Genomic DNA, 21,849 nt, shown 5'->3' on the forward strand with positions numbered 1-21,849 from the left:
GCTTACTTCGACTCCTTTTCTTTGTAAATTTCATATTGTTCAGCTAAGTTGTAAGGCATTTTTTCGTACATGATTTCCATTAAATCAGTAACTTTTTGTTTTGGAGCTTGGTCAGCCTTAGCAATTGCTTGTTTGATATCTTCTTTTGCTTCTTCGATTACTTTCTCTTCAACTTCTTGAGACCATAGGCCTTTGTTTTCTAAGAAAGCACGGAAACGTACGATTGGATCTTTTTGTTCCCATTCGTTTTCGATATCTTTTGTACGGTAACGAGTTGGGTCATCACCAGCCATTGTATGTGGACCGTAACGGAATGTTAAAGTCTCGATTAAAGTAGGGCCTTCGCCGTTTACTGCGCGCTCACGAGCGAAAGCAGTTGCTGCGTATACAGCTAATGGATCCATACCGTCTACTTGAATTCCGTAAATACCTGCTGCTACTGCTTTTTGAGCTACAGTTTTAGCTGCAGATTGCTTTTCTACTGGAGTAGAGATTGCATAACGGTTGTTTTGTACAACGAAGATTGCTGGAGCTTTGAATGCACCCGCAAAGTTCATACCTTCGTAGAAGTCACCTTGTGAAGCACCACCGTCACCAGTGTAAGTAATTGCAACAGATTTTTTACCACGTAGTTTCATACCTAACGCAACACCAGCAGTTTGGATGATTTGCGCACCGATAATGATTTGTGGAGCAAGTGCATTTACATTCTCAGGCATTTGGTTACCCATGAAATGTCCACGAGAGAATAAGAATGCTTGATATAATGGTAAGCCGTGCCATACTAATTGTGGCACATCACGATATCCTGGTAAGATGAAATCTTCTGCTTCAAGTGCGAAATGACTTGCTAACTGAGAAGCCTCTTGTCCAGCTGTTGGTGCGTAGAAACCTAAACGTCCTTGACGGTTTAAAGAAATAGAACGTTGATCTAGTACGCGAGTATACACCATACGGCGCATTAACTCTTTTAATTGATCATCAGATAATTCAGGCATAGCTGCTTCATTCACAACTTCGCCTTTTTCATTTAAAATTTGTAATGTTTCAAATTGAGCTGCGATAGCTTTCATTTGCTCATCAACATTAAATAGGGTCTTTTTTGTTTTAGTACCCATTCCGTTCACCTCTTCCTCTCTTGAACCATATTCTGAAACGCTTTCACTATCTACTAGCTAGACTGAAAGCGCAACAATGTAAACCAACAAATTTGTCTGTCGGTTGAGAATAATTTTGTGTACCTAACAATCTGTACTAATGTTTTTTCAAAAACATATTAATACAATCTTGATCACGTTTTTTAGTTTACAACTATTCTAATTACGATGTCAATTACTTTGAATACGTTTTTTTATAAATAATATGCAGGTTTCCTCTACACAAACGTGTTTTTATTTTTCACATCTGTATTAGTAAGCAATAACCTACTGTTATATTATTCCCTTTTTAACTTGCTTTTTCTCTTAGAATAATATGTAAACGATTTAATTCTCTTTAGTTTTTCTCTCTTCTCAATAAAATTATACAAACACTTCTTCCTTTTATAGGTAAATACCTATACATTTCTGATCATTCCTCCATACATTATAGTAACCGCAGTATTAGCGGGAAATGATAAAGGAGGTCATCTCATGTACGGATACTCATATTGCTATCCAACAACTTGTTCATATCCTTCCTACGGTTATGGCGGTTCTTGTGGCGGATCTGGACGCGGCTTCGCCTTAATCGTTGTGTTGTTTATTCTTTTAATTATCGTTGGTGCTGCTTGCATTCGCTAATTAATGTAAAATGAAACAACTATGGAAAGAAACAGACGGCTTTGCCGTCTTTTCTTTTTATTACATAACTTATCTATAGAAGATTTGTTTCCAAGTAGCCTTCCTTACTTGCCGATGACTTTTTTTATCTCCTTTGGTAGACTAAAGAAAAAAGGAGAGATTACATATGCTTACAATGAATGAGGTAATTCGTGAAGGAAATCCTATTTTGCGCGACGTCGCAGAAGAGGTCTCCTTACCTGCTAGCGAGGAAGATACAAATACCCTTAAAGAAATGATTGAATTTGTAATAAATAGCCAGGATCCTGAAATGGCTGAAAAATATAATTTACGCCCCGGAATCGGATTAGCGGCTCCGCAAATCGGTATTTCAAAGAAAATGATTGCGGTTCATGTAACTGATACGAACGGTACGTTATATAGCTACGCATTATTTAACCCAAAAATCATTAGTCATTCTGTTGAACGTACATATTTACAAAATGGTGAAGGCTGTCTATCTGTAGACCGTGAAGTACCTGGTTATGTCCCTCGTTACACAAGAATTACAGTAAAGGCAACAACTATTAACGGTGAAGACGTAAAACTGCGATTAAAAGGTTTACCAGCAATTGTATTCCAACATGAAATCGACCATTTAAACGGTGTTATGTTCTATGACCATATTAATAAAGACAATCCATTTGTGGCTCCCGATGATTCAAAACCTCTAGAGCGATAATAATAAAGTGAAACTTTAATCAGAGGGGATTTTGTCCACCCCTCTGATTATTAGCCCTCACCAATCGGGCTTTTACGGGCAGTTAATGCGGGATAAAAAGGCGGAAGTTAACCTTCCGCCTTTTTATTATATGAAATGGGTTCCACACTTACTTATAACAAGCCAGCCCACTTTAATCCGTGATAAATACCGTCTTCATTAACATCTTTTGTCACATAATTAGCAAGTTTTTTCAAATCCTCATGACCATTCCCCATCACAATGCCTGTTCCAACTGCTTCAATCATTTCTAAATCGTTTAATCCATCTCCAAATGCATACACTTGTTCACGGTTAAATCCTATTTTCTCAATAAACTTCTCAATCCCTTTTGCCTTAGAACCACCATTAGGAATAATATCCATTGAATACGCATGCCAACGAATAAAATGAAAATCTGGGTACTGATTAATAAATTTTTCCTCTTCATTTACTTCACAGAAAAGAAGCGTTTGATAAATATCACGTTTCTCATAAAAATCAGGTTCATATGCCGGATGCTCGAACTGTAAGCTTCCAAAACCTTCTTTTACATAATCATGATATTCCACTGTCGCTCTCATTTCTTGATGGTCAAGATATACAAGTGGATACCCTTCTTGTTTTGCAAACTGAGTAAACTTATGTAGAGCATCCGGATGTAATGGATTATTAAATATTACCTCATCCTCAAACACAACGTACTGCCCGTTAAAACTAACATAGTTATGAATATTAAGTTCCTTTCGAATATCTTCAAACATAAATGGAGCACGTCCTGTAGCGATTGCTACATGTACACCTTTTTCTTGTAAGTGTCGTACTGCATCTCTTGTAGATTGCGGAATTTTTTTATCATGATCTAATAATGTTCCATCAATATCAAAAAAGACAATTTTATCATTCATTTGTCAAAATCCTTTCTGGCACTCTATATTCCTATTTTGATTATCACTTTTCAAATTTCAAAAAAAAGTATAACATATTAAACATCTGTGAAGAAAGCGTTCACTTTCTGACCTTATTTATGAAATATGCATATAATATTAGGAAAAAAATGTGGATACTTGTTCGGATGAATTTTCTTTTCTATTCTTCCTCATACTATATCTATAACTAACGGCTACTAATCGTTACTACAGGATAACTTACACTATACTAAAAGGAACAAGATTCACTATTCACTTCTAATCTTCTTTCTTGTACGGGAGACGGAGTTATCATTAGTAATATGCATGTTTAAAATAAGGAAAGGAAGGAGTAATCATGCTGAAGAAGCTGAAGAAAAAGCTCAAGCGTTATTTAAACGATTTAGTCCGCAAGAAGACAATCGCTTAAATCATGCCCATTTCGGGCTTTTTCTTCATTCTCATTCGAAAAAACATGAAAATCGTGACTGTTTGCTTTATAATAAGTAACAGATAATGCAAAACATAGACAAGGAGAGGTTTTCCCAATGATTTTTAAAGTATTTTATCAAGAAAAATTAACTGAGGTCCCAGTACGTGAAAATACAAAAGTTTTATATTTAGAGGCTACGTCTCAAAAGGATGTTCGTAAAAAATTACAAAAGTTCGCATATAATATCGAGTTCGTTCAGTCTGTTACTGGAGCTCATCTTGAATATGAAAAACAAAACGCTGATTTAATATTAGCGGAGATCGTATAGTCATATGAAATTCCTAAAAAATGATCAAGTTGCCGTTTTTGCTCTTGGTGGTCTTGGTGAAATCGGTAAAAATACATATGCTGTTCAATTTCAAGATGAAATTATTATAATTGACGCTGGAATTAAATTTCCAGAAGACGAACTCCTCGGGATCGATTATGTAATACCAGATTACACTTATTTTGTGCGAAACGAAGATAAAATTAAAGGGTTATTCATTACACATGGTCACGAAGATCATATCGGTGGAATTCCTTATCTATTACGTCAAGTAAACATTCCAATTTACGGCGGGAAATTAGCAATTGCCCTAATAAAAAACAAATTAGAAGAGCACGGATTACTTCGTAAAGCAAAACTTTATGAAATTCAAGAAGATGATGTTATTAAATTTAAAAAGACATCTGTTTCCTTCTTCCGTACAACTCACAGTATTCCGGATTCATACGGAGTTGTTGTGAAAACACCTCAAGGACAAGTCGTTCATACAGGTGATTTCAAATTTGATTTCACACCAGTCGGCGAGCCAGCAGATTTAACAAAAATGGCCGAAATCGGAAAAGACGGTGTACTTTGTCTCTTATCTGATAGTACAAACAGTGAAGTGCCAAACTTTACGATGTCTGAGCGCCGCGTTGGTGATAGTATTCAAGATATATTCCGCAAAGTAGAAGGTCGTATTATATTCGCAACCTTTGCATCGAATATCCATCGCTTACAACAAGTTGTTGAGGCTGCTGTTGAAAACAATCGTAAAGTAGCTGTATTCGGTCGAAGTATGGAAGCAGCTATTGAAATCGGAAAAAACCTTGGTTACATCCGATGTCCAAAGGATACATTCATAGACACATCTCAGCTAAACCGCCTACCAGCTAATAAAGTTGTTATTTTATGTACAGGTAGTCAAGGCGAGCCGATGGCAGCACTTTCACGTATTGCCAATGGTACACATCGTCAAATTCAAATTATCCCTGGCGATACAGTTGTTTTCTCTTCTTCACCAATCCCAGGCAATACAATTAGTGTAAGTCGTACAATTAACATGTTGTACCGCGCTGGCGCTGATGTAATCCATGGTAAACTCTCAAATATTCATACGAGTGGACACGGTGGACAAGAAGAACAAAAGTTAATGCTACGTCTTATTAAGCCGAAATATTTCATGCCAATTCATGGTGAATATCGTATGCAACGTATGCATATGAATATAGCTAATGATTGTGGTATTCCAGAAGAAAATTGTTTCATTATGGATAACGGAGATGTTCTCGCTTTACGTTCTGATGAAGCAAGCGTAGCTGGGAAAATCCCATCTGGCTCTGTCTATATCGATGGAAATGGTATTGGAGATATCGGTAATATCGTATTACGTGATCGTCGCATTCTTTCTGAAGAAGGACTTGTTATTGTAGTTGTAAGCATTGATATGAAAGAATTTAAAGTTGCAGCAGGACCTGATATCATCTCGCGTGGTTTCGTTTATATGCGCGAAAGCAGCGATTTAATCAACGATGCTCAAACATTAATTACAACACATTTAGAAAAAGTAATGGAGCGCAAAACAACACAATGGTCTGAAATTAAAAATGAGATTACAGACACATTAGCACCATTCCTATACGAAAAAACGAAACGTCGTCCAATGATTTTACCAATCATTATGGAAATATAAGAAAAAGGACAATGCCTCCTCGGCATTGTCCTTTTCTCTTATCTTAAAAAATGCTTAAAACGATCTACTTCATCGTCATGGCCAATTACAATTAATATATCTCCCGCCTGAATGTTTTCTGTAGCTCGAGGAGATACGATAACTTCTTTCCCACGTTTAATTGCTACAATGTTCAAACCAAACTTCGCACGAATATCTAATTCAATTAAAGAGTGTCCATCAATTTTTTTATTTGCGATAATCTCTACAATACTATGCTCATCTGAAAGCTCTAGGTAATCTAACACATTACTTGATGCGATATTATTAGCAATCCTTTTTCCCATATCACGCTCTGGATGCACAATGTGATCTGCCCCTATTTTACTTAACACTTTTTCATGATAGTCATTTTGAGCTTTCACAGTAATATTTTTTACACCTAATTCTTTCAAAATTAACGTTGTTAAAATACTTGAATTTAAATTATCTCCAATAGCAACGACTACATGATCAAAATTACGAATACCAAGACTTTTTAATACCATCTCATCTGTTGAATCTGCAATTACAGCATGCGAAGCTATATTTGCAAACTCATTAATTTTATCCTCATCTGAATCAATTGCCATTACTTCCATACCTAATTGAGCTAATTCACGGCAAATACTTCCGCCAAAACGGCCAAGCCCAATAACAGCAAATTCTTTCTCTTTTTCGCCCACAGGAATTCCTCCAATAACATCAAGTACTATGTACTTTTATTGTAACATACTTTAGATTCGCTACAAAAACCTGTATATAATTCTTATTTTTGTTTTTGCATATAAAAATACTGTTGTAAATAAAACGCGATACCGAAAATTAACATACCAAATACAAATATATTTCCAAATGAACTAAATGTTTCAAAAACGAACAATAGCGTTTCTTGTCCGAAAAAAGCAAATAAAAGTTGCGTAAATGCAAATAACAGTGCCCATATGTAATGATGTTGATGGAATAAATAATGTGTTGCGCCTAAAAAAGCTATAAGCGAAACAATGAAGATCCACCAAGTTTCTAAAAACAGTTGCCAATTGGTAAATTGATATCCATTTACTAATAACGCAATAATCCCTATAACTGCCATCGTCGGCACACTCCATAATAATGCACGCCCTCTAAAGAAGCGCGTACCTTTTGCATCTCCTTTTTCATTTGCAATGTATGTTAGCACGACAGTACTTATATACAAAACAGAGAGGATTGTTAAAACAATGATAAGCCAAAAATGTAATTGATAATATTCATGTTCTATATTCGTCACGATCGCAGCTAACATACATGGAATAAACATCCCTGTCCAACCATCTATTTTTCTTTCGTTCCAAAACACCGTATTACCAATACGAATTCCTAATAGCATAAAAATAATGATACCTAGTACAAATAATGTAGTCTTATTCCCTACTAAACTCGTTGAGAAAGCAATTAATCCAATAAATAAAAAAAGAACAAATCCATTCATAATTTCTAGTACAGGTGACAAATATCTTTTCACCCATTTGTATGTTTCTTCATATTCACTATTATTCGCTAAACGATAGGCGTAAAAACTTATCCCAAAATAAACCGCCGCAATAATAACATATGCATATAAGACGAAACATAAAATCGCACTGCTAATTTGCACGTAATTCCCCACCCTTTTTTCTATGTATCACATTGATTTTACACACTTTTCATACTAAAAGTAAACATGTATAAGGTAGTTAAATAATTATCTTACCTATTAGTACTAATTAATAATGAGCAGTGGCTAAAAACCCCTGCTCATTATTAAGACGTCAAATTTAACTCTACTCATTTGTATGAAGATGTCTAACACTAACAAATACGAAAGATGTTTTCGTCTCGGAACTAAGAAGATCCCACTCTAAACTGTTGCACAATTGCCGAGTAAGTTCACTTTCTATTTCCCTTCCACTTCACATATTGATTTAAAAATACAATCGCTTTCTCAATAACCTCTTCGTCTGGTTTTAATTTCGCATGATGTAAACCATATTCTGAATTTACTCCCAGCCAAAACATAAATCCAGGTATCTCTCGAAGCATATAACCAAAATCTTCACCTGTCATTGCCTCCGTACATGTAATTACGTCCATATTCGTTTGTTCACGTGTAAATTGCATAAACTCCCTCGTTAACTCTTCATGGTTATACACTTGATGATACATCGCTCCGTAGTCAATAACAGCTTCACATTGAAAAGAAGCTTCTATTCCCGAAACAATTGCCTCAATTCGGCTTTTAACACGTTTCATTGATTCCACTGATAGTGTTCGAATTGTTCCTTCTAAACGAGACTTTTCTGCGATGATGTTTTGAACTGTACCACCTGTAATTTTCCCTATTGTAATTACCGCACTGTCAAGAGGATTCACATTACGACTAATAACTGATTGAAGTTGTGTAACGAGATGACTCGCTGCAACAATCATATCATTTGCTGTATGCGGATATGCAGCATGTCCACCTTTTCCTTTTAAATCAATGTATAACTCTGATGTATTCGCAAATAATAAACCTTCTTTTGTAGCAATTGTTCCCACAGAGTATTCAGGCGCAATATGAAGTCCAAGAATCATATTAGGCTTCCATTCTTTTAACTCATCGCTTTCTAACATAGGAAGTGCACCACCTGGACCTTCTTCAGCTGGTTGGAATATAAACACAAGATCATCATCTATTCTTTCGCTTACAGCCGCTGTTAGAAGGCCTAAACCGATTGTTGTATGCAAATCATGTCCACATGCATGCATCATTCCTTCATGGACAGAAGAGAATTCATATCCAGTTTCCTCTGTAATTGGTAGACCGTCTATATCTGCACGATAACCTATTATTTTTTCTGGATTTTTTCCATTCACTTTAACAATTACACCTGTTTTCCATGTTTTCACTTCCAAATATTCATTAGGAAGCGTTCCTATATAATCTAAAATATACCGTTGTGTTTTCCACTCTTTAAATCCGATTTCCGGAATTTTATGTAAATCTCTACGAACTTGGACAAATTTGCTTACTGTCATTTTTGCACCTCTATCTATAAAAAGCGTAAGAGCACATTCATGCTCTTACGCTTTTTGTTTTTTATTTCTCTGGGTTTAATTGACGAAGCTCTTGTTTAATTTCAGTTTTTGCCTTTGTCTTCTCATCAATTTCTTTAATTACACGTGCCGGAGTTCCCGCAACAACCGTATATGGAGGCACATCTTCTGTTACAACAGCTCCTGCTGCTACAACTGCACCTTTACCTACTGTAACGCCTTCTAGAACAACTACATTTGCACCAATTACAACATCATCTTCAACGATAACTGGTTTTGCAGAAGGTGGCTCAATAACACCTGCAAGTACAGCACCTGCACCTACGTGACAGTTTTTACCAACCGTTGCACGTCCACCAAGTACTGCGTTCATGTCGATCATAGTACCTTCACCAATTACAGCACCGATGTTAATTGTTGCATTCATCATGATAACAGCGTTGTCACCAATTTCTACATGGTCACGAATAATCGCGCCTGGCTCAATACGAGCTTTAATACCTTTTAAATCAAGCATTGGAATTGCAGAATTACGACGGTCATTCTCAACTACGTAGTCAGCAATGTGCTTATTATTTTCATCAAGAATTGTCTTAATTTCAGACCATTCTCCGAATAATACACCAGATTTTTTATTTACAAATGCTTGTACTGTTTCAGGGAATGTTACTTCTTTTAAATCCCCTTTTATGTATACCTTTACAGGAGTTTTCTTTTCACTGTTTTGAATAAACGAAATAATTTCGTTAGCGTCCATCATTTTCATTCTTGTTGCCTCCTAAATCCATTTATAATGTTACTCTACCAAACGATAGAGCGAGTAGCAAGACAATAATCTTATTTTTCCATTTGAATTTCTTCTATAATTTCTAAAAATGCTTGAACTTGCTTCAACTGCCTTGCCGCTTCACTCGTCAATAACCATGTTTCTCTCGTTAATTGAACAGGTGTTTTATACATATTTTCCTGCACTTCTTTTAAAACAGTCGAGGGTAAAAGAGCATAACCTATTCCATTTAAAACAAGCTGTTTGCACGTTTCAATTTGGTCAACTACAATCGTTCGCTTAGGTGGATTTGAAAATAATCCATACCACCAATTTTGTATTTGTCCATAGTAGGTCGAATCACTTTTAAATTGAATAAATGGTCTATTTGTCTCTTTTAACATCGAAATATCTTTTATTTCTTTATCAACTAAGTATAATTCATCTTCAAATAATTGTTGTTTCTGACCTTTATATTCTTGTGTTCCTCTTAATATGGCGACATGAACGTCTCCTTCATAAAATTGCTTTTGCACTTCACTACTCCAGCCAGTAAACAGAGATATCTTCACAGAAGGATACTTATGCACAAATTTTTTCAAAACAGGTGGAAGCCAATATTGACCAATGACTGATGCAACAGCTATTTTTAGCGTACCATATGTTTCCGTTCTAAAAAGAGCCAGTTCACTTTTAATATCCTCTTCCCGTTGTAATATTTCTTTTGCATAATTTGCAACTTTTTCCCCTTCAGGTGTAATTGTCAATCCTTTTTGTGAGCGAATAAAAAACTTCATTCCCCATTGTTTCTCCATAGATTGTAATCGTTGACTAAGCGCAGGTTGGGAAACAAATAAACGTTCCGCCGCTTTTCTCATATTTGATTCCTGAGCTAACACAACCATCATTTGAAAATCATCAATTTGCAACTTTCTCCCTCTTTCCTTAGCTTCCATACACCTTATTTCAATACGATTTTCATTCCTAATTTAATTAAATGCTTTTATAAAGAAAACACGATTTTTTGTTCAATCTTTTCTTATGCTTTTTATCTTTTTAAATATAATACATACACAACTGATATGCACGAAAAAAAAGTGACTTCTCCGTTTCTATGAAGCCACTTTTTTCATATTATCGATTATGTTGTCTTACTTTTTTATTCAACAATTTTAAAATAGCTCGGCGCGTTAAAATACCCTCAAAATAGCCATCCTCATTGACAGCGCAAATAAAGGGGTGATCAATTGTCATTTCTAAAGCTTTTGCAAATGAATCCTCTAACTTAAGAACCGGAATATCTTCCTTCATCACTTGTTCTACTTTCATATCATCAAGTCTTTCAAACTCAATGCGCTCTAACCCTAACATACCGTCTAAAATCATAGCAGTACTAATCAACCCATGCAATTTATACATTGGGTCTAAAACAGGTATTGCCGAATATCCAGATTTCACAAGAACGAGTAAAGCATGCTCTAAACCATTCCCGATTTGGACATGTGCTACTTTTTCTGATGAAATCATTAAATCCTTCACAAGAATTTGTTGAAACTCATCTTTCGGAATACTTATCATATTACATCCCCCATTCTCCCTTTTTCCTGCTTATATTCACCGACTCTATCCATATTTTATGACAGCGTTTTCATATTATTATTTTGTCCTAACTTTTTTTCACCAAAAATACAATTACACAGCTATTTTAGCATATAACACAAAAAAAAGACTACCATTCCGGTAGCGCTTAATACCCTTTATTTTTTAATCTGTAAAATAATCTTGTGATTTTTTTATATTGCGTCGCATCTGTCTTTTTCAAACCATTCTCGATATCTGTAAGTTCCACAGCTAAAATTTCACTCGCATAATTTTGCTGAAATAAAATATCTAGCAACAAATTTTCTTCTTCTTTCGTTAAAACAAACTCCTTTTGCATATGCCCCTCTCCTTATACTCGCATCGTTACTCTCATTATATAAAATTTCCAGCCCATTTAATAGATGTAATATTCAGTTTTTAATAAAAGACATATAAAAATCGAAAATACAGAGTAATTATTTCGTATATCGATTTGCATAACTAAACGCCGCATAGGCATCCGGCTTAATTTTTGCAGTTAATCCCATCGCTTGAATTTTCGCTGTCATATCTAAAATAAATTCTTTTGTTAAACCATCATTCCCGATGTCTAAATGAATTTCCATTATGAATCCCGCCCCATCTTGAGCATGTGGATGCAATAAATCCCATATCGTTTGTATGTGATTAGGAGTAAATAGGCATGCGATTTCTTGACTAAACTGCGTTTCTAAATATATTTTCTCACGTAAAGTTGCTGGTTTATCTTTTACTGATTTATGGTGCAAGCACCCCCAGGCTCCTTTTCCAACGCGATGAATATGAATTGCCGTAATAAATCTCGTATCCTTTTGATGTGCTTGTGAGTCTGTCCCAATGGATAATCGATATAAATTTCGTGGATCCCTTTCAATGAAACTACAAATACGGTTGAAGACCATATCAAAATTCAAATGTCTCTCTGAAACATTATAAAATGTATGCTCACCGTCCACATAGTCACGTCCTTTCAATTAGACAGACTTTTCGTATTCTCATTGTATGGGACAAAAACAAAAATTATAACTTACTACCCTTTATTCGTTTCAATATTTCGAATTACATAATTACAAAACCTACATGTATAAATTACATTTTGATTAGACTGGGCGGTTAATACATGATTAATTTCAGCATGACTGTGACAATTAGGACAAATAACAATCGGCAAGCGTTCCATCCTTTTCACCTCCTATTAATATTTACTATCATTGTAGGAAAAATGAAAAATTCCTATACATATACATTTGTAAAAACTCTTTTATTTAATCGCGACTTAAATTGCAACTTCTACTACCTGTATAGCCCATTAATTAATATAAGTAAAAAAGGTACTGCCATTTGGCAGTACCTTTTTTATATGTATCAAGAAATGATATCGTAAATCTCAATTGCAACCATATCGATGTTATCGAATTGATACACTTGAGGTTTTTCACCTTGTTGATACACTTCTAACTCATACATTTCACTTTTATCGAAAAATTTCACGCTACATTTGCGCTCACCGTTCACTTCAAAATAGCGTTGTGCTACTTCACCGCTTTCAGCTTGTTCTTGTAGACTAACAAGTCGAGTTAAAATTCCTTGGAGTAGAGACATGAAATCTCTCCTTTCTCTGATCTTCCTACCAATAGGTTTTACAGCTATACTCATTCTATCCGTCATAACAGAAAAAATGTTCCACAGTCTAGGATAAAGGTTCTTGGCCAGAAACTCAACTAAAATTTGTCGAAATACGAAGTAAAAAGATGAAAGAGCATCTTTTTACTTCTTTATTGCGCTTTTTATACTGGCAGAATATAATAAAAAACAGAAAAAGGGAGGAATTACAATGAAAAAAATTGAGGTTTATACACAACCTGATTGTCCGCCTTGTACCATTGTGAAAGAATTTTTAAAACATAATAATGTTGTATATGAAGAATTTGACGTAAAAAAAGACGCTGCCGCTCGCAATCGCCTTTTACATGACTATGACTCCTATTCAACTCCAACAGTTGTAATTGACGGAGAAGTTGTCGCAGGTTTTCAAATCGAAAAATTACAGCAATTATTAAATATAGAATAGGAATAGGGAGACACCTATTCCTATTTTTATAATTGTTGCAGCCTTTTTATTTCAGTTAAAAGTTCCTGACTTTCATGATACCCTGCTAATTTCCATTTCCCGTTATCCTTTTGCAATGTCACAATTTGATATTGTCCACTTTTCGCCCGCTCATATACGTATAAATTTTTATGTTCTTCGTCATAAGACATTTTTGTTTCTGAATTAAAGGAAAAAGGAGCTTCTTTTGCTGGAAGTAAATATTCACCACTTTGTTTTTCATTTCTACTGTTTTCATCTGTAAAAACTTGAAGGAAATTATCTGTAAAATACGGTGCTAACGACTCTATCATTTTATTCATCGTCATATGCTTCCCACGAATTGAAAATTGCGTCTCATACCCTTTTTGTATCGTTGTAAATACTTCTTTCCGATCAACTTTCACTTCCTCTTTTCCTAAAACAGTTGTGACACTATAACCAACTAGAAAGGCAACACATACAAATAGAACAAACCATATTCCATATTTCTTCATTTTTTCACCTTCCCTTTAAAGAGCTTGTCTTTGTAGTATTCATTGTAACAATGATTATGCAAAGAAAGGGATGATTTCGTTCGTAAAATCTTTACAACGATAGACAGCATTTTCATCATCATTTTCACTATTACCAATTTATGATAAAAACAAACAAAAAAAATGCGCGAATCTCTTCGCGCATTAAAATAAAACATCTTCTTCATATAAATACTCATAAGATAAATCTATAAATAAAAAGTTTTCATCATCAATCGGGAAAGAAAATGTTCGTACCATTTCACCAGTTTCGATATCAGCGTATAAATCTGAAAGTCTTGCCTTATTCTCAAAACGCATTTTCATTATATTCTCTAGAAAATAAGGGCGCCAGCTCCAGTTCTTCATATAATACTCTGGCATAACAATCCATTCACCATCTTTTTTCATAATATTACCAGATTGTTGAAAACCATCTTCATTACAAATAAATATCCGAAAACTATATTGTGATATGCTTTGGCTAAATTGTAATAACCAATCATTTATATCTTCATTCTTTTTTTGTTTTGACAGAACATCACCAATTCGATCACGTAACATCTCTGTTAAATTATAAATTTTTTGCAGTTTTTTCTTTTCATGTTGAATAAATTGATGACATTCATTACCAAGTCGCTCTTTTAAAACATTCGTTTCAATAAAATCAGGTAAACATTCTTTCAAATAATTGCCTTGATAATATCTACCACCGTTTTTCCAAGCATATTGTAGTTGATAAAAAGCATCAATTTCTTCATATAACAATGTCGCACCAATTCTTCTAGCAAGTAAAGATAAGGAATATAAAATATCTTGATAAGATTGTAAAAGTGCAGTTTGCCTTAAATTTGTTAAATCTACTTTTAAAATATCTGGTGCTAACACGCTAATACGCTCTAAATTACTTGTACCCGTTCCAACTTTATTAATCGAAATTTGAATACCATATGTACGATAATACATGAGTAAATGATTAAATTGTTCTATATCTTCTTTACATTCATGTTCTGTTATTTCCAGAACAATGCGTTGTAAGTTCAAACCTTGTTCTTCATACATCAGCAAAAGTTGAAGTAAACTTTCATCTTCATCATTCATTAATACATTAGCATTGCGATGTATAAATAATAATAATTTTTGATCCGTTTCTAAATACCTATTTAACGCTTTTTCTACAATGATGTTATCCGCTTCAAGTTGGAATTCACTCGGAATAGAATCATCATGGAAGAAAGATGCTAAACTTTGTATACCCTCTTCTGTTTGAATACGTCCTACAACTTCATATCCAATTACTGTATGCTCATCAGCACTAAAAATAGCTTGATAATAAGGAAGGACTTTATCCAAGTTACTCATTACATCTAATGCGTCTATCAACGTGCTTCCCTCCCTTTACTTTTCAAAAATTATAACACGATATTTACGGAAAAATAATAAAAAATCCCTTCAGTTCTCCTGAAGGGATTAGAGGGGTAAAATGCTAAGGGGAATTAGCAATTCTACTATGAAGAAAAAAGAGGTCTTAAATATAACGTATATATGACCTCTTGTAAATACTTTTCTTTCACATGTCACAATTCCGTCACATTTTACCGTGAAAAATGAATCAAATATTCATTTGGTCATCCCTTTTAAAATGGATATTGATGCAAGTGTTGTCCTCCATCCATTGTCATGCAAGTTCCATTTATATACGCAGCTTCATCTGAACATAAATAATAAGCTAGACCCGCGATTTCTTCTGGCGTACCTAGTCTTCCAAGTGGAACACTTTGTAGTGTACGCTTAGCCATTTCTTCTGAAATCCATAATTTATCGGCACCACCTGTACGTTCAATTGGTCCTGGTGCGATAGCGTTAACTCGTATTCCATATTTACGTCCCCACTCAACAGCAAGAGTTTTTGTCATCGCTAATACACCGGCTTTAGCTGCTGCCGAATGGATAACCCCTGGGCCTGCATCCCATGCATATGTTGCTACCATGTTAATGATATTCCCTTTTATACCTTTTTCAATCCAATATTTTCCGACAGCATGGCTACAGTAAAATGTACCGTTTAACACAATATTAATGACTGAATTCCAGCCATTCACGGATAAATCTTCTGCTGGACAAATAAAGTTTCCAGCTGCATTATTTATTAAAACATCAATTCGACCAAACTTCTCATCAATCTGTTCAATCATTTTTTGAATGTCATCCGTATTTCTTACATCCATTTGTACAGGTAATACTTGCCCTGGAAATTGTTCAATTTCCAACTTTGTTTCTTCTAGTTTTTCCTTTGTACGTCCTGTAATAACAACTCGTGCCCCTTCTTTTGCAAAACGAGTCGCCATCCCTTTTCCCATTCCACTTGATCCACCTGTTATAATAACTACCTTCTCTTTCACATACATCCCCTCCAAAAAATGAATACACATTCATTTTATCACTTTATTTGATAGAAATCTTTATATTTTTCAATTTTTCTGATATTTTAACGTAAAGAGGTTTCTTTTCTTTCATTTTTTTTCGTAATCTATACTACTTTTTTAGTGTGTAAAATATATTTTAAAAAAACTGAAGGGGGATTCGAGTAACCTGTATATGAAGAAAATTACAAGGAGAAATTTTTTAAAGACTGGAATACGTACTTGTCTATATTCATTTATAACCGCTAGCATCGGCTATTATTACGCTAAATATATAGAACCACATTGTCTTTCTTTTACAAAGCACACACTTAAATCATCACTCATACCAGAAAGTTTTCACGGTGTGAAGATCCTTCAATTTAGCGACTTGCACCTAGGATACTATTTCTCACTCCAACACCTATCTCAAATCATTTCCAAAATCAATGCCGAAAAGCCAGATATTGTCTTTTTCACTGGTGATCTCATTGATAATTACCAAACATATACTGAGGCCCCTTTTGTTGCATCCATTTTAAAAAATATACAAGCGCCATTCGGTAAATTTTCTATTTATGGAAATCACGACCACGGCGGATACGGAACTGAGTACTATGATCACATCATGCGTGAATCTGGATTTGAACTTTTACAAAATAGCGAAAAACGAATTCGTTTATTGGACAATAGTGAAATTGCTATTTTTGGAATCGATGACATACTACTAGGCAAACCAAAAATAGAGGAGACATTACAACATGCGAAACAACATATTTATACAATAGTTCTTGTTCACGAACCAGATATCGCGCCACAAATCGCTACATATCCAATCAACCTTCAACTTTCTGGTCACAGCCACGGTGGACAAGTACAACTTCCTTTTTTAGGTGCTATTATTACCCCATCTCTTGCAAAACAATATATTGAAGGTTTCTATAACATTCAAGGTTTGACTCTCTATGTCAATCGAGGTATTGGGAGAACACGTGTCCCATTCCGCTTTATGTCAAAGCCTGAAATTACACTCTTCATCCTACAACATTCGTAATAATTCGCCTATTTTCTTACATATCCTTTCTTGTACGCGCTCATCCACGCTTGGTCCACCATATGATAAGAATGAGTCCAGTAAAGGAGGTTTGTTCATGTATCCATATTATCAACCGATCCCAGTTCGTTCAGCACCTATTGGTCCAGCAGGCGACTCACGCTTCTTTCCATTTTTCGGTGTTCCATTTCTAGCTGGAATTGCTGGAGGATTGCTCGGTGGAGCATTAGCTTTCGGCCCTAGACCGTTTTATCCGCCTTATCCACCACCAGCACCTTATCCTTGTTACGGTGGGCCTTGTCAACAACCATACTATTACTAATTTAAAACAACGATTCTTCCAAATATTATTCTCTCAACGAACCGACGCATCACACGCTTATAATAAAGTGAAACTTTATTCAGTGGGGGCATCCTCACTGATTATTAGCCCTCACCACTCGGGCTTTTACGGGCAGTTGATTTCCCACCTAATCACCTCACATTCGCCGAATTTTGAGGTGAGAGTCTTACTGCCAGTAAATAGCGGGATAAAAACTATTCTCTTTACTCATTCTTCCATTTACGGAACATGTGATTAGGGAAAAAAGTAAAAACCTCTTAATTTCGATTAAGAGGTTTTTACTTTTTCTCTATTATTCAGCGTCTGTATTTTGATACGCCATCTTAAATAAATTCACTTGGCTATCAATTTCTTCTATACTACTATTAATTATATAATAATAGTCACCATCTTTATTTTGTTCACGTGTTTTCACATTATCAGCTAAAATAAGCTGTAAAATGGCCTTTATTCTCGCTTTCATTTCAATGTCTAAAATTGGGAAGGATATTTCTACTCGTTTTTCCATATTTCGCGTCATCAAATCAGCTGAAGATAAGTATATTTTCTCATCTCCATTATGATGGAAATAATAAATACGGCTATGTTCTAAATATCTTCCAACAACACTAACTACACGAATATTTTCACTTACATTCGGAATCCCTGGCCTTAAACAACATGTCCCTCTAACAATGAGCTCTACCCTTACCCCAGCTTGTGATGCTTCATACATTTTTTTTATTAACGGTTTATCTGTTAACGAATTCATTTTAGCGATAATATATCCATTTCCATACTGTCTATGATAACGGATTTCCTCATCTATTAACTCCATAAACTGCTCTCTTATATCAAACGGGGCAACAGACAAATGATGAAAATGCGGTTTTTTTGTATAACCACTCAAATAATTAAAGAAATTTGTTGCATCTACACCAAAGTCTTTTCGCGATGTAATATATCCAAAATCGGTATACAATTTCGCTGTTGCGTCATTATAATTTCCGGTTCCCAGATGTACAAATCTTTCAATTTTTCCGTTTCTTCTTCTTACAACTAACGTAATTTTACTATGCGTTTTCAAGTGACTTACTCCGTAAATAACGTGACATCCGGCCTGTTCCAATTCTTTAGCCCAATGAACATTATTCTCTTCATCAAACCTCGCCTTTAACTCAACCAATACCGTCACTTGTTTCCCTTTTTCAGCAGCTACCTTCAACGCCTGAATTATTGGAGAATCTCCACTTACACGATATAATGTTTGTTTAATCGCAAGTACATTTGAGTCATCTGCCGCATCACGGACAAAATCAACGACTGGCTGAAACGACTCAAAGGGATGGTGTAATAAAATATCATGTTCTATCGCTTTTTCAAATACATCTTCCTCATCACCTAAATCTTGAGGAGGTTGAGGAATAAGAGCTGGATATACAAGATGTTCATATAAAGGCGCTAATTTTTTATATAAGGAGAATAAACATGTTAAATCTAACGGTCCATCCATCATGTACACATCTTCATCTTTTACTTCCAACACCTCATACAATAACGCTAACACTCTTTCATCAATGTGTTCTTTACCAACTTCTAAACGAACGGCAGCTCCCCACTTACGCTTTTTCAATTCTTTTTCAATTACTTTTAATAAATCGCGTGCACCTTCTTCATGAATTGTTAAATCCGCATTACGTGTAATACGGAAACGAGTAACAGGTGATACGTTATATCCTGTGAATAATTTATGAGTAAAACCACTAATTACATCTTCTAATAAAATAAATTTGTGTTTTTGCCCTTCACTCGGTAAAAATATGAACCGCTCCAGTAAAGAAGGTACTTGGACAATTCCTAACTTCGTGCGATTTTCTTCCTCTGCCTGCTTCTCATCGTATAAAATAGTAGCTAAATTCAAGCTTTTATTTAATAACATTGGAAATGGACGATACGCATCAATAGCTACAGGAGTTAACACTGGAAAGATTTGTTCATCAAAATACTCTTCGATAAATCCCCTCTGCTCTTTCGTCAAATCATGGAATGTTAGACGCTCAATCCCCTCTAGTTCAAGCGCTGGCAATACGTAACCTTTAAACGTATCATACTGTACAGTCATTAAGTCATGAGCTTTTATCGCAATCTTATTTAACTGTTTCTTCGGTGTTAAACCTGCTTTATTTTCTGGCTGATTAAATCCGGCACTTACTTGATCTTTCAAACCTGCTACGCGCACCATAAAAAATTCATCTAAATTTGAACTAAAAATACTAATAAACTTTAATCTTTCTAAAAGTGGATTATTTTCATCTTGCGCTTCTTGTAGTACACGTTCATTAAAGGCTAGCCAGCTCAACTCGCGGTTATTATAATACGCTGTATCATTTAAATTTACTAAATTCCCCTTTAGCAATTCCATTCTCTTCACACTTCCCTTTGAAACTTTTTCACTATAATTTAGTTACTTTTATTTTATCAAATTACAATATTCCAAAGTGTTAATTTTTCGTAAAGACATCCGTACAACTTAACATTTTGATTCGAATGATAAGTTAATATTCGTTTTCAATACTCTTTCTAGCTGCTTTTTTTGTTTTTCAGCTTGCACTTTTTCCGCTAATGCCGATTGCTCACATACAATTCTAAATGCTAATCCTTCTTTACTTTCTGTTATAGATATCGTTTCAACAAGCGCTCTTTGTCTCACATTTAAAGCAGCTGAAAATTGCAAAACAGCTCCTAATAACCGGACTTTTTTTTGTTCACTTTTATCAAACCATCCTTCAAATGGGGCTAAATGTTGTTTAAATAACATTTTTGATTTGTACGAAGCAATAAGTGCTAATCTAACTCGATCTTTATGCATCATACCATCAATCGTTTTATTCGCTAGTAAATAAAACGTGTGTAAGCGGCTCGCTTCTTCATCAATGTACTTCCCTATATTAAATACTTTCGCCGCTTGATGGAATATTTCCCAGTCTTTTTCCGACATAGAAATAAGTCCTGCTCCTTCAAGTTGTTTACAGATCAATGTTCCTTGTTTAATAAGTTGAATTACAAATTCCATATCCATTTCGTATTCATATGATAATAAATACAAACTTTCTTCTACTACGTTCGGATAGTACGAAATCCCCAAATCTTTCGTTAATTCTTCATAAAAAACACCTTCTCTTAATCCTTTTTTACTCAATACAAATGCCGGTGCCTCTATAACGTTAACAAGTATATGAAAGACTTCGATCGCTGGAATAATTGTATCTGCTCGATCTTTTGCTAATCCCTCCATCTTTTGAAGCTCTATGAACGACAATTCTTTTAATTCCTCTTTTACATGTTTAATATCTTCTTCTTTCATTTTGTATAAATGTAATCCAGCTATAGGATAACAAATTAAATTTTGATGAATTTTCACCATATTCCTCGCACTCCCCCCAATTGCGATAAGGGGTAATTTTTTATCGATTAACCATGGTAGCGTTCGAAATTGATACCATAAATAGTTTTTCATTTCCTCTAGCTCTTCTGTAGTAGGAATATCACCTTGAATAAATTGTTGCTTTAAAGAAAGTGCTCCAAAAGGAAAGCTATGATATTCTAAAATTTCTCTATTTCGAAAGTATGTAACTTCTGTACTCCCCCCACCTATATCAACTGTAATTCCTTCTGAAAATGAAGTGGAATTCATAACTGCTAAATAACCGTAACGCGCTTCTTCATATTCTGATAAAACTCTAAGAGTAAAATCTGTTTGCCCTTCAACAAGTTTTTTAATTTCATCTTGATTCTCAGCCTGTCTAATTGTTGCCGTTGCAACACAAAGTACATGATGCAGCTTATGGAATCGTGTACTTTCTTGAAATTGAAATAATGTTTGTAATAATACTTCTATTCCTTCTTCACTTAATACACCATTTACTAAATAATTTCTTAACCTAGCGACCACTTTCGTATTTTCAATCTCTTTATAAAAACCCCCGCTTTGTTTTTCATAAATAACTAAGCGCATTGTATTAGAACCAATGTCTATAATGGCATATTGTAGTTTTAATATTTCTTTCAAACTTCTCACTCTTTCATTATTAAATTTCTGAAACATATTCTATCACTATTATACAAAACAGTTGTTTTTTGTAACA

General features: G+C 34.7%; 24 protein-coding genes. 7 read left to right on the forward strand and 17 right to left on the reverse strand.

The genetic code is table 11. The features are described from left to right. Window positions 1-2 precede the first annotated feature (2 nt). On the reverse strand, window positions 3-1,118 hold the full coding sequence (pdhA, locus tag QUF93_RS21040) for a pyruvate dehydrogenase E1 component subunit alpha (protein WP_000536893.1): 1,116 nt from the start codon (window positions 1,116-1,118) through the stop codon (window positions 3-5). Between the two features lie 513 nt (window positions 1,119-1,631). On the opposite strand from pdhA, the gene QUF93_RS21045 reads away from it, so the two are divergent. Further along, a complete protein-coding gene (locus tag QUF93_RS21045) occupies window positions 1,632-1,781 on the forward strand; it encodes a YjcZ family sporulation protein (protein WP_000274565.1) in 150 nt (49 codons plus the stop codon). A 166-nt stretch (window positions 1,782-1,947) separates the two neighbouring features. Next, entirely contained in the window at window positions 1,948-2,502 is a 555-nt protein-coding gene (gene def / locus QUF93_RS21050; protein WP_105584704.1) for a peptide deformylase, read from the forward strand. A gap of 152 nt (window positions 2,503-2,654) precedes the next feature. Here the strand turns inward: def and QUF93_RS21055 are convergent, their stop codons facing one another. After that, window positions 2,655-3,428, reverse strand: a complete 774-nt coding sequence (locus QUF93_RS21055) for a Cof-type HAD-IIB family hydrolase (RefSeq protein ID WP_289360081.1) — start codon at window positions 3,426-3,428, stop codon at window positions 2,655-2,657. Window positions 3,429-3,976: 548 nt separating this feature from the next. Here QUF93_RS21055 and QUF93_RS21060 point away from each other — a divergent pair. Together QUF93_RS21060 and rnjA are read left to right on the forward strand one after the other, a co-directional pair. After that, a complete protein-coding gene (locus QUF93_RS21060) occupies window positions 3,977-4,189 on the forward strand; it encodes a DNA-directed RNA polymerase subunit epsilon (protein WP_000576437.1) in 213 nt (70 codons plus the stop codon). Between the two features lie 4 nt (window positions 4,190-4,193). Continuing rightward, window positions 4,194-5,861 carry a ribonuclease J1 gene (gene rnjA, locus QUF93_RS21065; protein ID WP_289360082.1) on the forward strand — a complete coding sequence of 556 codons (1,668 nt, stop codon included), beginning with the start codon at window positions 4,194-4,196 and terminating at the stop codon, window positions 5,859-5,861. A 38-nt stretch (window positions 5,862-5,899) separates the two neighbouring features. On the opposite strand, the gene QUF93_RS21070 is transcribed toward rnjA, so the two are convergent. The 10 genes from QUF93_RS21070 to QUF93_RS21115 all read right to left on the reverse strand — a co-directional run bounded on the left by QUF93_RS21070 (window position 5,900) and on the right by QUF93_RS21115 (window position 12,924). Further along, the gene (locus QUF93_RS21070; RefSeq protein ID WP_000504032.1) at window positions 5,900-6,565 is read right to left on the reverse strand and encodes a potassium channel family protein; all 666 of its coding nucleotides are present in this window, start codon (window positions 6,563-6,565) and stop codon (window positions 5,900-5,902) included. A gap of 83 nt (window positions 6,566-6,648) precedes the next feature. After that, on the reverse strand, window positions 6,649-7,515 hold the full coding sequence (locus QUF93_RS21075; RefSeq protein WP_289360083.1) for a cytochrome C oxidase assembly protein: 867 nt from the start codon (window positions 7,513-7,515) through the stop codon (window positions 6,649-6,651). Window positions 7,516-7,787: 272 nt separating this feature from the next. Then, a complete protein-coding gene (locus QUF93_RS21080) occupies window positions 7,788-8,918 on the reverse strand; it encodes an N-acetyldiaminopimelate deacetylase (protein ID WP_289360084.1) in 1,131 nt (376 codons plus the stop codon). 61 nt (window positions 8,919-8,979) lie between these two features. Next, the gene (dapD, locus tag QUF93_RS21085; protein ID WP_002122040.1) at window positions 8,980-9,702 is read right to left on the reverse strand and encodes a 2,3,4,5-tetrahydropyridine-2,6-dicarboxylate N-acetyltransferase; all 723 of its coding nucleotides are present in this window, start codon (window positions 9,700-9,702) and stop codon (window positions 8,980-8,982) included. 71 nt (window positions 9,703-9,773) lie between these two features. Beyond that, the gene (gene ccpC / locus QUF93_RS21090) at window positions 9,774-10,658 is read right to left on the reverse strand and encodes a transcriptional regulator CcpC (protein WP_289360085.1); all 885 of its coding nucleotides are present in this window, start codon (window positions 10,656-10,658) and stop codon (window positions 9,774-9,776) included. Between the two features lie 178 nt (window positions 10,659-10,836). After that, a complete protein-coding gene (gene cbpB, locus QUF93_RS21095; protein WP_000623574.1) occupies window positions 10,837-11,280 on the reverse strand; it encodes a cyclic-di-AMP-binding protein CbpB in 444 nt (147 codons plus the stop codon). 169 nt (window positions 11,281-11,449) lie between these two features. Further along, window positions 11,450-11,641: an antirepressor AbbA gene (gene abbA, locus QUF93_RS21100; protein WP_002122046.1), complete on the reverse strand. Its 192-nt coding sequence runs from the start codon at window positions 11,639-11,641 to the stop codon at window positions 11,450-11,452. A 118-nt stretch (window positions 11,642-11,759) separates the two neighbouring features. Continuing rightward, on the reverse strand, window positions 11,760-12,278 hold the full coding sequence (locus QUF93_RS21105; RefSeq protein WP_000348523.1) for a ribonuclease H-like YkuK family protein: 519 nt from the start codon (window positions 12,276-12,278) through the stop codon (window positions 11,760-11,762). Window positions 12,279-12,352: 74 nt separating this feature from the next. Continuing rightward, on the reverse strand, window positions 12,353-12,502 hold the full coding sequence (locus QUF93_RS21110; protein WP_002033828.1) for a hypothetical protein: 150 nt from the start codon (window positions 12,500-12,502) through the stop codon (window positions 12,353-12,355). Between the two features lie 185 nt (window positions 12,503-12,687). Then, entirely contained in the window at window positions 12,688-12,924 is a 237-nt protein-coding gene (locus QUF93_RS21115; RefSeq protein ID WP_000055151.1) for a YkuJ family protein, read from the reverse strand. A gap of 232 nt (window positions 12,925-13,156) precedes the next feature. On the opposite strand from QUF93_RS21115, the gene QUF93_RS21120 reads away from it, so the two are divergent. Then, window positions 13,157-13,393: a glutaredoxin family protein gene (locus QUF93_RS21120; RefSeq protein ID WP_002122053.1), complete on the forward strand. Its 237-nt coding sequence runs from the start codon at window positions 13,157-13,159 to the stop codon at window positions 13,391-13,393. Between the two features lie 26 nt (window positions 13,394-13,419). Here the strand turns inward: QUF93_RS21120 and QUF93_RS21125 are convergent, their stop codons facing one another. The 3 genes from QUF93_RS21125 to fadH all read right to left on the reverse strand — a co-directional run bounded on the left by QUF93_RS21125 (window position 13,420) and on the right by fadH (window position 16,328). Beyond that, on the reverse strand, window positions 13,420-13,908 hold the full coding sequence (locus QUF93_RS21125; RefSeq protein WP_002122056.1) for a DUF3993 domain-containing protein: 489 nt from the start codon (window positions 13,906-13,908) through the stop codon (window positions 13,420-13,422). A 183-nt stretch (window positions 13,909-14,091) separates the two neighbouring features. Further along, the gene (locus tag QUF93_RS21130; RefSeq protein WP_289360086.1) at window positions 14,092-15,309 is read right to left on the reverse strand and encodes an EAL domain-containing protein; all 1,218 of its coding nucleotides are present in this window, start codon (window positions 15,307-15,309) and stop codon (window positions 14,092-14,094) included. A gap of 254 nt (window positions 15,310-15,563) precedes the next feature. Then, complete coding sequence (fadH, locus tag QUF93_RS21135) at window positions 15,564-16,328, reverse strand: 2,4-dienoyl-CoA reductase (RefSeq protein WP_212936170.1); 765 nt, start codon at window positions 16,326-16,328, stop codon at window positions 15,564-15,566. Between the two features lie 196 nt (window positions 16,329-16,524). Here fadH and QUF93_RS21140 point away from each other — a divergent pair, with 196 nt between their 5' ends. Both QUF93_RS21140 and QUF93_RS21145 read left to right on the forward strand, forming a co-directional pair. Further along, a complete protein-coding gene (locus QUF93_RS21140) occupies window positions 16,525-17,382 on the forward strand; it encodes a metallophosphoesterase (RefSeq protein WP_289360087.1) in 858 nt (285 codons plus the stop codon). A gap of 97 nt (window positions 17,383-17,479) precedes the next feature. Beyond that, the gene (locus QUF93_RS21145) at window positions 17,480-17,704 is read left to right on the forward strand and encodes a hypothetical protein (protein ID WP_071746892.1); all 225 of its coding nucleotides are present in this window, start codon (window positions 17,480-17,482) and stop codon (window positions 17,702-17,704) included. Window positions 17,705-18,017: 313 nt separating this feature from the next. On the opposite strand, the gene QUF93_RS21150 is transcribed toward QUF93_RS21145, so the two are convergent. Further along, window positions 18,018-20,126, reverse strand: a complete 2,109-nt coding sequence (locus QUF93_RS21150; RefSeq protein WP_289360088.1) for a polyphosphate kinase — start codon at window positions 20,124-20,126, stop codon at window positions 18,018-18,020. A gap of 108 nt (window positions 20,127-20,234) precedes the next feature. Next, window positions 20,235-21,809, reverse strand: coding sequence for a Ppx/GppA family phosphatase (locus tag QUF93_RS21155; RefSeq protein ID WP_289360089.1), 1,575 nt, complete (start codon window positions 21,807-21,809; stop codon window positions 20,235-20,237). Window positions 21,810-21,849 lie beyond the last annotated feature (40 nt).

The sequence above is a fragment of the Bacillus hominis genome (assembly GCF_030348325.1).
Classification (GTDB): domain Bacteria; phylum Bacillota; class Bacilli; order Bacillales; family Bacillaceae_G; genus Bacillus_A; species Bacillus_A hominis.

Bases quoted from the DNA above. Each gene is read 5' to 3' on its own strand.
- pdhA (WP_000536893.1), bottom strand. From the start codon at position 1,118: ATGGGTACTAAAACAAAAAAGACCCTATTTAATGTTGATGAGCAAATG.
- QUF93_RS21045 (WP_000274565.1), top strand. From the start codon at position 1,632: ATGTACGGATACTCATATTGCTATCCAACAACTTGTTCATATCCTTCC.
- def (WP_105584704.1), top strand. From the start codon at position 1,948: ATGCTTACAATGAATGAGGTAATTCGTGAAGGAAATCCTATTTTGCGC.
- QUF93_RS21055 (WP_289360081.1), bottom strand. From the start codon at position 3,428: ATGAATGATAAAATTGTCTTTTTTGATATTGATGGAACATTATTAGAT.
- QUF93_RS21060 (WP_000576437.1), top strand. From the start codon at position 3,977: ATGATTTTTAAAGTATTTTATCAAGAAAAATTAACTGAGGTCCCAGTA.
- rnjA (WP_289360082.1), top strand. From the start codon at position 4,194: ATGAAATTCCTAAAAAATGATCAAGTTGCCGTTTTTGCTCTTGGTGGT.
- QUF93_RS21080 (WP_289360084.1), bottom strand. From the start codon at position 8,918: ATGACAGTAAGCAAATTTGTCCAAGTTCGTAGAGATTTACATAAAATT.
- dapD (WP_002122040.1), bottom strand. From the start codon at position 9,702: ATGAAAATGATGGACGCTAACGAAATTATTTCGTTTATTCAAAACAGT.
- ccpC (WP_289360085.1), bottom strand. From the start codon at position 10,658: ATGGAAGCTAAGGAAAGAGGGAGAAAGTTGCAAATTGATGATTTTCAA.
- cbpB (WP_000623574.1), bottom strand. From the start codon at position 11,280: ATGATAAGTATTCCGAAAGATGAGTTTCAACAAATTCTTGTGAAGGAT.
- abbA (WP_002122046.1), bottom strand. From the start codon at position 11,641: ATGCAAAAGGAGTTTGTTTTAACGAAAGAAGAAGAAAATTTGTTGCTA.
- QUF93_RS21110 (WP_002033828.1), bottom strand. From the start codon at position 12,502: ATGGAACGCTTGCCGATTGTTATTTGTCCTAATTGTCACAGTCATGCT.
- QUF93_RS21115 (WP_000055151.1), bottom strand. From the start codon at position 12,924: ATGTCTCTACTCCAAGGAATTTTAACTCGACTTGTTAGTCTACAAGAA.
- QUF93_RS21120 (WP_002122053.1), top strand. From the start codon at position 13,157: ATGAAAAAAATTGAGGTTTATACACAACCTGATTGTCCGCCTTGTACC.
- QUF93_RS21125 (WP_002122056.1), bottom strand. From the start codon at position 13,908: ATGAAGAAATATGGAATATGGTTTGTTCTATTTGTATGTGTTGCCTTT.
- QUF93_RS21140 (WP_289360087.1), top strand. From the start codon at position 16,525: ATGAAGAAAATTACAAGGAGAAATTTTTTAAAGACTGGAATACGTACT.
- QUF93_RS21145 (WP_071746892.1), top strand. From the start codon at position 17,480: ATGTATCCATATTATCAACCGATCCCAGTTCGTTCAGCACCTATTGGT.
- QUF93_RS21150 (WP_289360088.1), bottom strand. From the start codon at position 20,126: ATGGAATTGCTAAAGGGGAATTTAGTAAATTTAAATGATACAGCGTAT.
- QUF93_RS21155 (WP_289360089.1), bottom strand. From the start codon at position 21,809: ATGTTTCAGAAATTTAATAATGAAAGAGTGAGAAGTTTGAAAGAAATA.